The organism is Aliarcobacter butzleri, assembly GCF_900187115.1.
In the GTDB taxonomy this organism is placed as follows: Bacteria; Campylobacterota; Campylobacteria; order Campylobacterales; family Arcobacteraceae; genus Aliarcobacter; species Aliarcobacter butzleri.
This window is the reverse complement of record NZ_LT906455.1, coordinates 1,947,967-1,963,750: the sequence shown is the minus strand read 5'-3', so window position 1 is coordinate 1,963,750 and position 15,784 is coordinate 1,947,967. Positions and strand designations below refer to the sequence as shown.

17 protein-coding genes are annotated in these 15,784 nt (G+C 26.9%); all 17 read left to right on the top strand.

All coding sequences use genetic code 11. The features are described from left to right. Positions 1 to 17 precede the first annotated feature (17 nt). The 17 genes from CKV87_RS09790 to flhB all read left to right on the top strand — a co-directional run bounded on the left by CKV87_RS09790 (position 18) and on the right by flhB (position 15,783). The gene (locus CKV87_RS09790) at positions 18 to 1,769 is read left to right on the top strand and encodes a flagellar hook-basal body complex protein (RefSeq protein ID WP_012147863.1); all 1,752 of its coding nucleotides are present in this window, start codon (positions 18 to 20) and stop codon (positions 1,767 to 1,769) included. 93 nt (positions 1,770 to 1,862) lie between these two features. Next, a complete protein-coding gene (locus CKV87_RS09785) occupies positions 1,863 to 4,034 on the top strand; it encodes a flagellar hook-basal body complex protein (RefSeq protein ID WP_012147862.1) in 2,172 nt (723 codons plus the stop codon). Positions 4,035 to 4,087: 53 nt separating this feature from the next. After that, positions 4,088 to 4,414, top strand: coding sequence for a hypothetical protein (locus tag CKV87_RS09780; protein ID WP_004511316.1), 327 nt, complete (start codon positions 4,088 to 4,090; stop codon positions 4,412 to 4,414). Between the two features lies 1 nt (position 4,415). Next, entirely contained in the window at positions 4,416 to 6,467 is a 2,052-nt protein-coding gene (locus tag CKV87_RS09775; RefSeq protein WP_228126918.1) for a tetratricopeptide repeat protein, read from the top strand. 47 nt (positions 6,468 to 6,514) lie between these two features. Next, complete coding sequence (locus tag CKV87_RS09770; protein ID WP_004511314.1) at positions 6,515 to 6,826, top strand: hypothetical protein; 312 nt, start codon at positions 6,515 to 6,517, stop codon at positions 6,824 to 6,826. A 17-nt stretch (positions 6,827 to 6,843) separates the two neighbouring features. Then, a complete protein-coding gene (locus CKV87_RS09765) occupies positions 6,844 to 7,713 on the top strand; it encodes a FliM/FliN family flagellar motor switch protein (RefSeq protein ID WP_012147860.1) in 870 nt (289 codons plus the stop codon). Position 7,714: 1 nt separating this feature from the next. Continuing rightward, complete coding sequence (locus tag CKV87_RS09760) at positions 7,715 to 8,017, top strand: rod-binding protein (RefSeq protein WP_004511312.1); 303 nt, start codon at positions 7,715 to 7,717, stop codon at positions 8,015 to 8,017. Between the two features lie 15 nt (positions 8,018 to 8,032). After that, positions 8,033 to 8,410 carry a hypothetical protein gene (locus tag CKV87_RS09755; RefSeq protein WP_004511311.1) on the top strand — a complete coding sequence of 126 codons (378 nt, stop codon included), beginning with the start codon at positions 8,033 to 8,035 and terminating at the stop codon, positions 8,408 to 8,410. Continuing rightward, positions 8,394 to 8,789 (top strand): hypothetical protein, encoded by a 396-nt coding sequence (locus CKV87_RS09750; protein ID WP_012147859.1) that lies wholly within the window; start codon positions 8,394 to 8,396, stop codon positions 8,787 to 8,789. Before CKV87_RS09755 ends, CKV87_RS09750 begins: the two co-directional genes overlap by 17 nt. Further along, positions 8,786 to 9,937: a flagellar biosynthesis protein FlhF gene (gene flhF / locus CKV87_RS09745; protein ID WP_004511309.1), complete on the top strand. Its 1,152-nt coding sequence runs from the start codon at positions 8,786 to 8,788 to the stop codon at positions 9,935 to 9,937. Before CKV87_RS09750 ends, flhF begins: the two co-directional genes overlap by 4 nt. Positions 9,938 to 9,939: 2 nt before the next feature. Further along, on the top strand, positions 9,940 to 10,764 hold the full coding sequence (locus CKV87_RS09740; protein WP_012147858.1) for a P-loop NTPase: 825 nt from the start codon (positions 9,940 to 9,942) through the stop codon (positions 10,762 to 10,764). Between the two features lie 63 nt (positions 10,765 to 10,827). Then, on the top strand, positions 10,828 to 11,211 hold the full coding sequence (locus tag CKV87_RS09735) for a hypothetical protein (RefSeq protein ID WP_012147857.1): 384 nt from the start codon (positions 10,828 to 10,830) through the stop codon (positions 11,209 to 11,211). 12 nt (positions 11,212 to 11,223) lie between these two features. Next, positions 11,224 to 11,544 (top strand): flagellar hook-basal body complex protein FliE, encoded by a 321-nt coding sequence (gene fliE / locus CKV87_RS09730; RefSeq protein ID WP_004511306.1) that lies wholly within the window; start codon positions 11,224 to 11,226, stop codon positions 11,542 to 11,544. 14 nt (positions 11,545 to 11,558) lie between these two features. After that, positions 11,559 to 12,023: a flagellar basal body rod protein FlgC gene (flgC, locus tag CKV87_RS09725; protein WP_012147856.1), complete on the top strand. Its 465-nt coding sequence runs from the start codon at positions 11,559 to 11,561 to the stop codon at positions 12,021 to 12,023. Between the two features lie 12 nt (positions 12,024 to 12,035). Further along, positions 12,036 to 13,973, top strand: a complete 1,938-nt coding sequence (locus tag CKV87_RS09720; protein WP_012147855.1) for a flagellar hook-length control protein FliK — start codon at positions 12,036 to 12,038, stop codon at positions 13,971 to 13,973. Beyond that, entirely contained in the window at positions 13,973 to 14,722 is a 750-nt protein-coding gene (locus CKV87_RS09715) for a flagellar biosynthetic protein FliR (protein ID WP_012147854.1), read from the top strand. Before CKV87_RS09720 ends, CKV87_RS09715 begins: the two co-directional genes overlap by 1 nt. Positions 14,723 to 14,733: 11 nt before the next feature. After that, complete coding sequence (gene flhB / locus CKV87_RS09710; protein WP_004511302.1) at positions 14,734 to 15,783, top strand: flagellar biosynthesis protein FlhB; 1,050 nt, start codon at positions 14,734 to 14,736, stop codon at positions 15,781 to 15,783. Position 15,784: the final 1 nt, after the last annotated feature.

Here is a 15,784-nt window from a genome sequence, read left to right as displayed (position 1 = left end):
ATTAAAAAGGATAAACAATGATTAGTGCATTATGGAATGGAGTTTCTGGTATTTCAAACTATGATAAAGGAATTTCTGTTGAATCAAATAATATAGCAAATTCAAGCACTACAGGACATAAATTAGATGAAATAACTTTTGCTGATATGTTATATACTAACAGTGGATATGGAAAAGGAGTGTCAACTCAAAGTATATCAAAGCAATTTGCACAAGGTAGTATTAATTCTTCAGGTGGAACCTTAGATATGGCAATTGACGGTAAAGGTTTTTTTATAGTAAGTGATAAAGCGGGAGAAATTTACTATACAAGAGCTGGAGATTTTCAGCAAACTAAAGATGGTTGGCTACAAACTCAAGATGGAATGAATGTTTTGGGACTTGTTCCTCAAAGTAAATTGATTTCTTCTACTAATCCTCAAGATACTATGTTTACAACAGAATACTCTAAAAATGTTGTTTCAACAAACATAAATGATGGAAATGGAACAATAAATAATATAAATGCAAAAACTACAGATTACACTAAAACAGCTACTGCGGATGATTCTTCTTTAAAAGGTGATAACTATAAATCTGCACAAGCAAAAATAAATGATGTTGATGCTTTAATTACTGATTATTTGAATAAATTGAATAAATATGATGGGACACAAGCATCTGTTGCCTCTGTTTCTCAGATTTCAAAAGTAGATTTTTCATCAAAGTTTTCAAATCTTTTAAGTGAAGGGAATAGTATTTCTCTTAATATTGATGGGAAAAATTTTAGTGTTGCTTTTAATAATGATGGAACTGCATCACAACAAGATATGCAAGATATATATAATTTTTTAAGTCCTGAAGGAAGAGCTACTTATGGATTAAGTGATCCTTCAACAATTCCAACTCAAACACAAGTTGATGATTTGTTTTCAGCGATTCCTGATCAAGCAGTTATAGATGCAATGCCAACTTCAACACCAGCAGAAATAGCAGCAAAAGCTGCAGCACAAGCACAAAAAGATCAAGCAGTTACATCATATCAAACAGCATATCAAGCAAGAGTTGATGCTCAGACATCTTATAATACAGCAAAGAATGCAATATCAGCTTATAAAGATCTAGCAGATAAAATATCAAATACAGCAGGCTATAGTGCAAGTGTAAAAGATGGAGTTTTAACTGTTGAAAGTTTGATAGCAGGTAAATCATTTAATATAACAGATGCAAAGCTGAACGATACTGGGGTAAATGCTACTGTGTCTCAAGAAGCAGTCACTGGTTCTGGAATGGCAATGGTGGATAGTGCAAAAGATGCTTTAAAAGAAGCTGTTGAAAAAGCTGGTGGGAAATTTCTAGAAATAACAAATGTTATGGAATATGCTAACTTAGGAAGTTATGGAACAAGTGATTTAAATTTAAGACTTGATACTTTAGGTTTAGTTGAAGGTGATTTCGGGGAGGCTAGTGTTTCTGATGATGGATTTGTTTTTGTTACAAGTGGAGATAATAAATTTTTAGTTGGAAGAGTTAGTACAGCTGCGTTTAGAAATGAACAAGGATTAGAAGCTGTTGGTGATAATAAATATTCTGCAACAAAATCTTCTGGTACAGCATACAATGCAGATGGCATGAATAAAATAAAAGAAAAATCATTAGAAAGATCAAATGTAAGTTATTCATCAACTTTAACATCTTTGATGGTTTATCAAAGAGCTTATGAAGCTAGTTCAAAGTCAATCACAACTTCTGATGATTTTCTAAAAACAGCAATAGATATGATAAAATAAAGGATTAATAAAATATAGTGTTCATACTTTAGTGTAAACTTTACATTAGAGTATGAACATTATGTTCATCAACCTTAATATAAAGGAAAAATTATGATAGGCGCATTATGGACAGGAGTATCAGGACTTGCTTCTCAAACAACAGCAATTGATAATGAATCAAACAATGTAGCAAACGTTAATACAGTTGGATATAAAGCTTCAAGAATATCTTTTGCAGACCAAATTTATCAAAATCAAATAGGTAAAGGATCTTATGTACAAGATGCAGAGAAACTTTTTACTCAAGGTTCTATGAAAGTAACTGGAGTTGATTATGATGTTGCGTTACAAGGTGATGGATTTTTTACTGTAATAAATAAAAATACACTAGGAACAGCAGAAACTTTTTATACAAGAGCTGGAAATCTTAGAATGGGTGACTCTGGAACATTACAAACAGCAGATGGATATGAAGTACAAGGTTGGGCAATGAGCTCAATTGATGAAAAAAATGATGTAATAAGTACAAATTCAAATGCTACGAGATTTACAAGTGCTTTTACAAAAAACATAGACTCAGCTATTATAAAACATAATGATTATATTGAAACAATAGCCGCAAAAACTACAAATGTTGATGAAACTACAAAATCTGATTCAACAGCTGTTTTTAGTGGAGCTGGACAAAAAACAAAAGCATCAAAACTAAAAGATATTGAATTAGCAACGGAAAATTACAGTAATTTATTAACAAAATATCAAGAAGATCCTGATGCATCATCAAAAGGTTCTATTTCTCAAGTATCTCAAGTGAATTTTAGAACGGGAGTTCCCCCTACATCAATTATTGGAAAAGAGGGTGATTCAATAAAAGTTGTAATTAATGGAAATACTTATACTCAACCTTTTGTAGTAACAAAATCGACAGAAACTTATAGAACAGATATTTGGAATTCATTGGATGCAACAGAAAGAACACTTTATGGATTAGTAGATCCAGCTACAATATCAGGTTTACCTGCAGCTAATCAGGAAGTAGAGATAGCAAAATATGATAAAATAGCTGGAAAAATAGAAACATATAAAGCAATGGCAGATAAAATTTCAAATTCTGGTTCTGGTGGAATGGTTGCATATTTGGCAAAAAATACATCAAATCCAACATTAGATACATTGGATCCAAATGGAACTTATGAAGCATCTACAGAAATTTCAGATATGTTACAAGGGATTATTCAAATAAAATCTTTGATTCCTGGAACAGAATTTAAAATAACAGAAGTTAGTGAAACAACTACAGGAACAGATACTACTGTAAAAGGAACATATCAGTCAACAGCAACTGCAGTAATGGGAACAGGTAAAGCTGCTTTAGAAGATGCACGAGATGCATTATCAAGATTGGTTACTGGTAATCAGCAAAGTGTTTATACAACACAAGATTTATATGGTGATGCAACTGCAGCAACTTCAACTAGAGAATATAAATTTAGTATAACTATTTATGATAAAGATTTAGGATATGATATTCCTGTTCCAAATGATGGAAATGTACCTCCAAATGCAGTACCTATTGTAATTAATGCTGGTACAGGAGTTACATTAGATGATATTGTTACTGAAATAAATAATCAAACAACAGCAAGTGGACCACAATTAGGGGATTATATAACAGCAAAAAATGTAAATGGATATTTAGTTATTGAGACAAATGATGGAAATTATGATGTTGAATTTGATGCTGCATTAACATATACTGATCCAACACATCCGACAACTCCTGTAACAGATGATACTTTAATTGAAGTTAATCCAGATTATTCAGGAAGAAAAGGTGCTGGTGCAGAGTTTATGGAAATAACTACAAGGGTTGATCAAACTTCGACTCAATCAAGTTTACAATTAAGACTCGATAAATTAGGAATTTCAGATAGTAAATTTGGTTCATTTTCAGTAGATGAGACTGGATTAATAACTATAACGGAAGGTGGAGTTCAATATGCCGTTGGTCAAGTATCAATCGCTAGATTTACAAATAATCAAGGTCTTTTAGCTGTTGGTAATAATAACTTTCAAGCAACACAAGAATCAGGAAAAGCAATATATAGCACAAATAATAATAATACTGCTGGAATGCAAGGTAAAACTTTGGAACTTAGTGAAGCAGATTTAAGTGAAAGTTTAGTAAACTTAATGGTATTTCAAAGAGCTTTTGAAGCGAATGCAAAATCAATCACAACTGCTGATGAAATGCTTACAACACTCATTAATTTAAAAAGATAATTTTATAAATAAAGCAAGAAAGTTCTTGCTTTATTTTATGTATAGGAAAAAATTTGGATTTTTTAATATCATCAATACTTGGAATATTATTATTATATTTTATATCTAGTGCAAATGTTTATCGTTCTATGTATAAGAAAATGAATGAAGAAAAAAGTATCATAGAAGAAGATATGGTAAAACTTGAATCACTAATTGAAAGATATGAAAAACAAGTTAAAATTGGTACAAACACACTAAAAACAAATCAAGAAAATTTACAAGTTGCACGAGATGATTTACAAGCACTAAGACTTGAAAATATAAATCTGAAAAATAAAATCAACGATTTGCAAAAAAGAAATGAAGAACTTTTTGCACAAGTTAATGCTATTGTTTAGAATGGAAATTTTAAAAAAATTAGTATATAAAATACTTTTTGGTATTTTTATTTTTAACTCTATTTTATATGCTAATAATGATTTATTAGAGTCTCAACCAGAAATTATTTTTGAAACAGAGAGACTTTTAGACTCACAAGAAAACCTAGAAATTCAAGTTGATTTTAATAAAGCGGTTTTACATTTAAAAAAAGGTGAGTACGAAGAAGCTATAAAGATTTTTGAAAAAACTGCTTTAGTTATAGAAGTACCATCTCTTTTAAATATGGGTATTGCTTATTATAAGCTTGGAGACACAGAAACTGCAAAAAGTTATTTAAATAAAATATATGAAAAAAAATCAAATCTTGTAAATCAAACTTTCTCTTTTATATCAGCATGTTATTATTTATATGAGATAACAAAAGATGATAAATATATAGTTGATTTGGTAAAGATATTTCAAAATAGTAATAAACTAAGCGACCACAAGCAAGTAATTACTGATATAAAAGACTCTATATTAAAAGAGTTAGCAAATAGATATTTACTTATAAAAGATTATAAAAATGCTTTAGGTGCATTAAATGCAATGAGTTACTCTCTTGACTTAAAAAAAGCGATGATATATATAAAGCTCAATGAATTTACAAAAGCAGCATCTATTATCAAAAAATTAAAAGAGATAGAAAAAGACCCAAAAACTCTTGATAAAATTTTATGGATTTCAACTTTTGTAGATTTGAAACTAAATAAATTTGAAGATGTAAAATTAACTTTGGATTTAATAAATAGTAGAAAATCAAAGTTCAAAGTAAATGTAGAACTTCCATTTGAAATCTTTTTTAATAAAGATTTATATAGCCCAAAAGAGTATTTTTATTCAGTGTTAAAGTTTGATGAATCAAGAAAATTGGATTTTATTTATTATTTTGCTCCTTTTATTTTTTCTGATTCTCAAGAAATAATATATGATTCTGTAAAGGGTTTTATTTATAGCCAACAAAGTAATGTTGCTAATTTAGAAGATATGGTTGAATACAATTCAAAATTCTTAAGAATTGTAAAAGAAGACCCAATTTTAAGAGTTAATGAACTAAATGAATTACTAAAAAAAGCAGAAAATAATAGAGCATATATGTTTTATAATTTAGCTTTATCTTATGCACAAATAAATGATATATATAATGCTAGTAAATATTTTGAAAGAGCATATAAATTAAATCCAGGAAACAAGTTATATTCTGTTATGTATTTAATCACTGCAAGTAAAACATCTCTTGGCATTGATGATAAACAAAAAGAATATTTGGATACGAATATAAGAAATAGTGGTGGCTTATATAGTTATTTTGCCAAAGAGATTTATAAATTATTTGTAAATACTCAATATGTTTCAAATGATCCTTCTTATGAATATGAAAATACGATGTTTTATAAAGCAATAGATTTTTTAAAAGCAATGAATGCAAATCAAACTTTAATAAATCATAAATTACTTGATGAATATGAAAGAGACCCTTTAATTTATTTAATAAAATTAGTACAAAGAAAACCTAAAGAGAACGATTTTGCTTACTATTCAAGAATGCAAGATAATATTCCATTAATTTATAATAATAATTTTTTACAAGGTCCTTTAATTATTCCTAAGTATTACATAGATATATTAAAAGCTTTAGGTATTTTTTCAAGAGCAGATTTTTATATTGAAGGTAATACTAATCCAACATATATTGTAAGTACAATTTTAAAAGATTTATATTCAAATAAAGTAGAAAATGCAATAAATAATTTAAATTATCTAAGAGATACTTATAAATATGATAATAGATTTACTATGTACTTAACCGTTGCATCATATTTAGAAGCAAAAAGATATGGAGATGCTTCTATTCAAATCTCTTTAATAAAAGCATTTTATAAAGATACAGATACTGATTTTTTAACAGCAATTCAACTAATACAAGAGTTAAATATTAATAGTGCAAAACAATTTTTAAATGTAAAATATCAAAATCCATTGATAGATTTTCAAATGATAGGATTTGATGAATATTTACTATCTTTATAATTTTTTTGTTATAATAATAGACAATTACTCACATTTAGGAGAATCTTATGGAAATTGGAAGAGTTGCACAAATCGATAATGCAAAACAAAATAACATAGAGAAAGCTCAAAAAGTTAGTACAATAGAAGAAAAAAACAAAACTATTCAAGATGAAGAATACAAAAAAAACTCAAATATACTTCCTGATACAGAGTTAAATGAGGTAATTATTGATAATGTACGATTTGGTTATAATAAAGAATCAAAAGATTTTTTTGTAAAAGTAACTAGAGGTGAAGCAGAATATAAATACCCAACAGAAGATATGATGAAAGTAAAAGCTTTCCTTTTACAAGAGTTAGAAAAACAAAATAGATAATACAAAAAGGTAATATTTTGGCATCAGATTTATCAAATATTTTAAAAAGTGAACTTGCAAACACATTAGAGCAATTATTGTCAAAAAAGACAAAAGTAGATAGTGTTGAAAAGTTTAAAAATGATACAAATTTAACACAACTAATTGAGTGTAATGTAAAACTTGATATGAAGGGTTTATCTTCAAGAATTCACTTTTATATTCCAGCTGTAAGTGCAACAAAATTTGAGTACTTAATGCTTGGTGGGATGGGTGAATTAAAAGAATCAATCGATGATGAAACAACAGATGCGATAAATGAGATAATATCAAATATTTGTGGAAGTTTTTCAACTTTAGTAAATGCTCAAGGTTTAAGTGATGTTGGTTCAATAAAATCTGAAATAAAAAGTACAATAAAAGTTGAAAATTCTGTTTTATCAGCAAAAGATGATGCTTATGAGTTTACGATTAGTTTAGATGACGAAAAATACAAATTAATGGTCGTTTTTGATAAATTGCTTCTTCCTTATTTTTCTGCAATAACTGGTATTTATCAAGAAGAACCAAAAGTACAAGTTACTCCATCTACTCCAGTTTCAAATAATACAGGAAGTAGTAATAATTCTTCTGTTACTCCTACATCAAAAAATTTAGAACTTTTATACAATGTAAAGTTAAAGTTAAGTGTAAGATTGGGTACAAAGATAGTTTTATTAAAAGATATTTTGAGATGGGATGTTGGAGAAATTATCGAACTTGAACAAATGGTAAATGAACCTCTTGAAATTTTAATAAATGGTGTAAAGATTGGAGAAGGTGAAGCTGTAATCGTTGAAGGGAAATTTGGTTTAAAAATTAAAAGAATCATAAATGAAGATTTTCAAATTGATAAAATAGGATTATAAAATGGAAATTAATAGTAATAATCTGATAAATAAAGATATTTTTCAAACAAATAAATTTGATAATATTAATTCTGAATCTTTAAAAGAAGACAAAGAATTAAGACAAGTAAGCAATGACTTTGAAGCATTTTTCTTAAATCAAATATTAAATGTTTCTTTAAAAGATACAGCAGTTGCAGGAGAAGGAACTGGTTCTGATATTATAAAAGGTATGTATTTACAATCTCTTGCAGATAACTCTACGGGAACTTTTGGAATTAGTGATATGTTATATGATTTTTTAAGTCAAAATAATAAAAAATAGAAGTAGGAATTTTTTATGATAGAAGTTATTATTGAAAATATGAATAGATTGATAAATGAGTTGAAAGATTCAATAAATTTGGATATTGAAGACATAAAAGCAGCAAAACAAGAAGAGCTTTTAAAAAGAAATGATAAAAAACTTTCTATCATTGAAAATATTACAAATTTAAAACAAGATTTAAATCAAGAACTAATAAAACAACTTCAAGCAGGAATTGATGTTAATATTTATAGAAGTAAGGTTGATTTTCTAGAAACAAATTTAAAAGAATTAAATGAATTAAATAAAAAATTGGCTTCTATAGTTTTACCTGTACAACAAATGTATAAAGAACTAATAGCTGATGTTGCTGCTAAGCAAGGAGGGCAAATTTTTGATATTAAAGCTTAGTTTTTTATCTTTAATATTAAATTGTTCTCTTTTTGCTGTCACGGTGTTAGTTTCAAAAACTGCTATAAAATACGAAGAAAAGATTGACCCTTCAAATGTTATAGTAAAAGAAGTTGAAAGTATCAACAAAGCTTGTACTCCTTTAACTTTACAACAGTTAGAAAGTAATCAATTTATAACAACTCACTATATAAATAAAAATATGATTATTTGTGACAAAGATGTTAAAAGTTCTGAAAATGAAGGTGTTGTTTTCAATTTTGGTGGAGTGAAAATTGAAAAAAAAGGAAGAATAATTTTTGAAAACAATGAGTTTATTAGAATAAAAAACTTAGATGGAACGATAGAACAAATATATAAAGATGGAAGATTAAAATGAATAAACTCTCTTTTTTAGGTGAAACTCCTACTATTGCATTAAGAAAAGCTCAAGAAGAGTGTGGTGAAGATGCAATAGTAATCTCTACAAAAAAAATAGCTAATGCAAATGGCTTAAACAAAGATATGTATGAAATTGTAGTAGCTATTGAAGATGAAGAAACAAAAAAGAATTTAGTTTATACAAAATCAGCAATTACAAAAGCAAATGAAAATCAAGAAGCTATAAAAGCACAAGTTTATGATTTTAAAGAAGAAATTCTAAAAATGCAACACCTTTTAGAGCAAGTGCAAAAGTCTATTTGGAATCCAAAAAGTCAACTTTTTGATTTGACTATTCCTCCTGAATTTGCTCCAATGTATGATATTTTTGAAAAAAATGAATTTGATCAAGAGATGACTTATACAATTATGAAAAAAACTATTAAGCAACTTCCAATCTCTTTAAAATCAAATCCTAATAAAATAAATGATTTTTTCAAATTAATTTTAAGAAGAGTAATTCCAATAAAACATGAAGTTCCTTTAAGACCACAACAAAGAAAAATTATAATGATGGTAGGGCCAACGGGTGTTGGAAAAACTACTACAATTTCAAAATTAGCAGCACGATATGCTTATAAATTAGGACAAAATTATAAAGTTGGAATTGTTACTTTAGATTCGTTTAGAGTTGGAGCAGTTGAGCAACTTCAAGCTTACACAAATATTATGAGATTACCATTAGAAGTTGTGAAAAAACCTGATGATTTAGCTGAAGCATTGCTGAGGTTAAAAGATTGTAACTATATATTTATAGATACGGCTGGTTCTAGTCAATATGATATTGATAAAATTGAACTAATAAACGATTATCAAAAAAAAGTAGAAGAACTACCAATTGAAAAGATTTTAGTACTTCCAGCAAATGTTAAACATAGTGATTTATTAGAAATTTATAAAAATTATTCAATTTTAGATATTGACTATTTAACTTTTACAAAGCTTGATGAGACTAGAAGTTTTGGAAACTTAATCTCTTTTGCTCATAAAACAAAAAAATCTATTACATATTTTTCTATTGGGCAAAATGTTCCTGATGATTTGATAGTTTCTGATGCTACTTATTTAATTGATTGTTTTATGAATCAAGAGTGTGCTAGGAAATAATTGTGCTTGATACAAAACTTTCACAAGCTAGTAAATTAATAGATATTACTAGTAATATAAAAAAGAATATTCAAAATTCAAGAACTAAACTTCTAACAATAACTTCTGGAAAAGGTGGGGTTGGAAAATCTACTTTTACAGCTAATATTGCTTTTTTATTAGCCCAAAAAGATTTAAAAATAGCAGTTTTAGATGCAGATATTGGTTTAGCAAATATGCAAGTTCTGTTTGATATAAAACCACAATACACTCTTTTTGAATATATAAATGGACAAAAGAATTTATCAGAAGTTATTTTACAAACAAAGTATAAAAATATATCATTAATTGCAGGGAAAAGTGGTTATCAATATGCTTCTGGTACAAATAGTTTTGTATTTACAAGGCTTGTAAATGATATTATCTCTTTAAATCAATTTGATATTTTAATAGTTGATACTGGTGCTGGATTAAATGACTATGTAAAAGAGTTTTTATCAATATCTGAAAATATTTTAGCAATCACTACAACAGATCCAAGTGCATTAACAGATGTTTATTCTTTATTAAAGATGTTGGCCATTGATAAAGATAGTTTGATGTTGTGTTTTAATCATACAAAAAGTTATCATGCTGGAGAGACAATTACAAATTCTTTGGTAAATTTGGCGAAAAAGAATAGACTTAAAGAAGATTTTATGATAAAATATTTAGGTAGTATAACTAGTTCAGAAAATATTTCAATAACTGGTAGATTAAGAAAGTTATTTGTTAGTGAATTTCCAATGGGTGAAATAACAATACAAATGCAGAGAGTTGTAGAAAAGATATTAATAAATATTCGGTAAAGGGGTTATTTAAGTGCTAAATACAATTTTAAATAATTCTATATTTTTATTAGAGATTGAAAAATGGTAATTGAGCGTTTTTCTCAAAATTTAATAAATAGTGGTATATTTAAAATATATATTGCAACAGGATTTTTTGCAACATTAATATTTTTTGTAGTGAATTCAGAACTATTTAGCCCAATAGAGATGATATTAGGAAGTATTCTAATAACTATCATTTTAAAAGGCTTGAGTAATTTGATGCTTTCATTTATGGTAAGTTCTTTTAGTCTTGAAAATAAAAAAGCAGAGTTTGATTTTAAATACAATGAAGAAAAAATAAATATTTTATTAAATCAACTTGTTGCTAAAGAAGCAGATCAAAAACTCAATAAAGATAGTGTAAACAATGATGAATTTAGTGCACAGAATAATGATAAAACGGCTCAAGTAGAAGCTAGTTAAAAGGAGTAAAATTTGATTGGTACGATAAATTCTTTAAATTCATTAAATCCTTTAAAGATAAACTTGAATGCTGTTCAAGAAACACAACCTGATGATAATAATGAATTAGCAGGAAAATCTTTTCAAGAGTTACTTGATGGTGCAGTTAATGATGTTAATAGCACACAAATTAAAGGTTATGATTCTATGAAAGAAATTGCAACAGGAAAAGTTGTAAATTTACAAGAAGCTGTACAAAAAATTGAAGAAGCAGAACTAACTATGAAATTAGCATTAGAGGTTAAAAATAAAGCTATTAATGCTTATAGAGAAGTTATGAGAATGCAAGTTTAATTAAAGGAGTTGTTATGGGTTTTTTTGATGGATATAATGTAGCAACATCTGGAATGAGTGCACAAAGAACTAGAATAAATGTAGTAAGTGCAAATATTGCAAATGCTAAGACAACTCATACGGCTGAAGGTGGACCTTACAAAAAGCAAGAAGTTGTTTTTGAAGATGTTTTAGTTGCAAATACAAATAAAAGAACAAATGCAAATGATGTTGAAACTACAAATAGTCCTTTATCAGAAAGTTCTTTAAGAGGAGTAGGAGTAAGAAAAATAATTCAATCAGATGCTAAACCAGTTTTAAAATATGATCCAACTCATCCTGATGCAAATGAAAAAGGGTATGTTGCATATCCTGATATTAATCCTGTAATTGAAATGGTAAATTTAATAGAAGCTATGAGATCTTATGAAGCGAATGTCACTTCATTTAATACTCATAGAGGTATTGATAGCAAAACTTTAGAAATATTAAACTCATAAAAAGATAATTAAATGGCAAGTTTAGTAGATGTTTTTGTACAAAACAAAACGACAACACTCGATGTTCCAACATCAACATCAAAAGATGAAGGTGTAAAAGAAGCACCTTCTTTATTTGATTCTTTATTAAGTGACACTGCTAAAAAACTTGAAAAACCTCAAGAAGAGATAAAAACAACTAGTAATAATACTAATGCGTTAGAAAAAAAAGAAAGTAGTTTAAATAACTTAGATGCTACAGAAAAAAACAGTATCGAAGTTTCTGAGACTAAAATAGAAAAAAATCTCAATAGTGAAGAGCCAATAACTAGTCAAGATATAGCAGATAATAAAGCTCAAAAATCTTTATCTTTATTAGATAGACTAATAATTGAAGCAAAAGGTGAACTATCTGAAGACAAAACAGTTTCTAATAATTCTTTAAACAAACCAAATGAAAATCTTAAAAATGAGCCAAATTTAGATAATAAAAGTAGTAAAGAAAGTGATATTGAAGTAGTTGATGAAAAAACAGTTGATATTTCAACTGAAGAAAATGCTAAAGAGGATACTTCTTTAGAAGAAAATAGTGAAAAAACAGAAAATACTAAAAATCCTATTTTACCAAACGATACTCAAATAAAAGAAGAAACGAGTAACAACTCATCTGATATAATAAAAGATAATAAAATTCAAAATGAAGTTATTAATAACGAAATCATAAAAACAGAAATATCAAAAGAAGAGAATAAAAAAAATACTACAAAAAAAGATAATATTTTAAATATCGAAAATAATCAACAAAAAAATGAAGAGATAAAAGTAGATAATAAAGCTTCTTTAGATAGTAATTTTAAAGAACTTCAAGAAACTGTAACTTCAGAAGGAAATACAGTTATAAAAAGTGATAATACTCAAACTTCAAATGATGCTAATAAAACTATTGATAATTTATTGATACCAACAACAGAAGATGGAAAACCTATTTTAGAAAATAATCAATTAGAAGAAAAAGTAGAAGCTAAAAAAAGTTTGATGGATTATTTAATTGAAAAAAATAGTCAAAAAAATATTTTAGAAGTACAAGATACTAAAGTTACAAATTTATCAAAAGATGAAAGTGTTGTTTCAAAAGATTTTGTTTCAAATATTTATTTAGGTGAACAAAAAAATTCTATGGTAAATCAATTTTTATTTAATAAAAATGAAGCTTTAAAATTATTACAAAATGGTTCAATATCTCTTGAAGATATAGAAAAAAGTGCAAATATTTTAAATCTAGAATTAGATGATGTATCTGTTGAACAAGATACTACTATACAAATTTTAAAAAATGCAAAACAAGATTTGGATTTAAGTAGCGAAAAGAAAAATATTTTAGATACGATGCTTAGTGAAAAAAATATTAGAAGTGCTGATATAAAAAATCTAATTACACAATCAGTTGAAGCAAGTAGTGCTTTACTTGATAATACACTAAATGTTTTTAATGATGTAACTGTTGATATAAATCCAACATTATTAAATAATATTCAATCTAGAATTATTGGTGCTAAACAACAAATGTCTCAAATGATGTCAGATGTTGCAAGACAGATGTATGAAAATTATAAACCACCTGTTACTGTTTTTAAAATCAATTTAAATCCAGTTGAACTTGGTAGTATTTCTATTTTAATGAAGAATGATAAAAATAATGGTTTAAATATTAGTATGAGTGTTTCAAATATGACAACTTTAGATACACTATTAGGTAATCAAGACTTATTGAGAAATTCTTTAGCTAAAACATTCAATGAAAATACTCAATTCAATCTTGACTTTAGCTCTTCTAACCAAAATAATCGAGGAAATGAACAACAATCTTCAAATAAACAAAATAGAAAGTTTGAAGATAAGATTGATACTCAAACGGTTTTAAAATTAAAAGAAGAAAATAAAGATAGAGATGATAGTTTAGATTATATGTAATGGAAGAACTACTATCTTTACTTAATGAACAAACTGTTTATCAATTTCTTCTTTTACTTGCAAGAATATTAGCTTTTGTTGTTTTTATGCCAGTTTTTGGACATACAGCAATTAATGTAACAGTTAGGATTGCTTTTGCATTTTATCTTTCAATATTCATATATCCTTTTGTAGATATTGTAACAAGCATAAATCAAAATAATTTTATAATAAGTTTAATTTCCGAGATAACTTTAGGTTTAGTTGCAGCAATGCTTGTAAATATAATTTTCTCAGCAGTTAGAATTATAGGGGAATTTGTAGAATACTCAACAGCTTTATCTATGGCTATGATGTTTGACCCAACGACAAACTCTCAAGAAGGTTTAGTTGCAAAATTACTTTTTTGGATATCATTGATGCTATTTTTCCAAACAGGAATGTATGAAATGACTTTAGTAATTTTGGCAAAAAGTTTTACCATGATACATTTAGGAAGTTTTAATATATTTTCTTATGATGGAATACAACTTGCAATAGATGAGATAAAAAGGATGTTTTCTTTTGCATTTGCATTTGCATTACCACTATTTTTTATTGGTTTTATAATGGATGTATATTATGGTTATGGTACAAAATCAATGCCAGCTTTTTCACCGTTTATTATTACTTTTCAGCTTAAATTCGCACTAATATTTATATTTTTGATATTAGGAATGGAGATATTTGCTGATACATTTACAAACTATTTTATTAATAAATTTGAATAAAGGTTGTTTTAATGGCTGATGATGAAGAAAAAACAGAAGAACCCACATCCAAGAAACTTGAAGATGCCAAAAATGAAGGTAATGTATCTAAATCAATGGAAGTTGTTGGTGCTTCTATTCTAACTTTTGGCTCAATCTTTTTATTGTTTTTTTCTGGCTCATCTATGTTAGAGATAAAAAAATTGATGATGCTTTCTTATAATTTTATAGGTCAAGAGATGGATGGTCCTCTTTACTATGCAATTACTTATACTGTTGTAATAACTTTATTAAAAGCATTAGCGCCTTTATTTATTTTAGTGATTCTTTTAGGACTTGTTGGAAATTGGGCACAATTTGGTTTTATTTCTATTCCTTTAAAATTTGATTTACAAAAATTAGATCCAATAAAAGGTTTAAAAAATATTTTTGGATTAAAAAAATTATTGGAAGCTTTAAAATTGAGCTTAAAATTAGCAATTATTATTACAGTTATGTTCATCATTTTTAGTTTAACATATAATGAATTTTTAGCAATGATGAATAAAGAAACAATGGCAACAATTTCATCAATGCTTCAATTAACAATATACTTTATATTCACAATTCTATTTATTATTATTATTTTTGCTATAATGGACTTTTACTTTTCTAAATATTATTATATGAAGTCTTTGAAAATGAGTAAACAAGAGATAAAAGATGAATATAAAAATATGGAGGGAGATCCTCAAGTAAAAGGTAGAATTAGAAGAATTCAAATGCAAATGGCACAAAAAAGAATGATGGGTAATGTACCAAATGCGGATGTTGTTATCACAAATCCAACTCATTATGCAGTTGCTTTGAAATATGATAATAAAGTAAATTCTGCACCAGTTCTTGTAGCTAAGGGTATTGATTTTTTAGCTTTAAAAATAAAAGATATAGCCAAAGAAAATAATGTAACAATAATAGAAAATCCAGCATTAGCTAGGGCTTTGTATGATCAAATTGAAGTTGATAAAGAGATACCAAATCAGTTTTATAAAGCAATTGCTGAAATTTTCTCTTATCTTTATGAATTAAAAAGAAAAAGGTAAA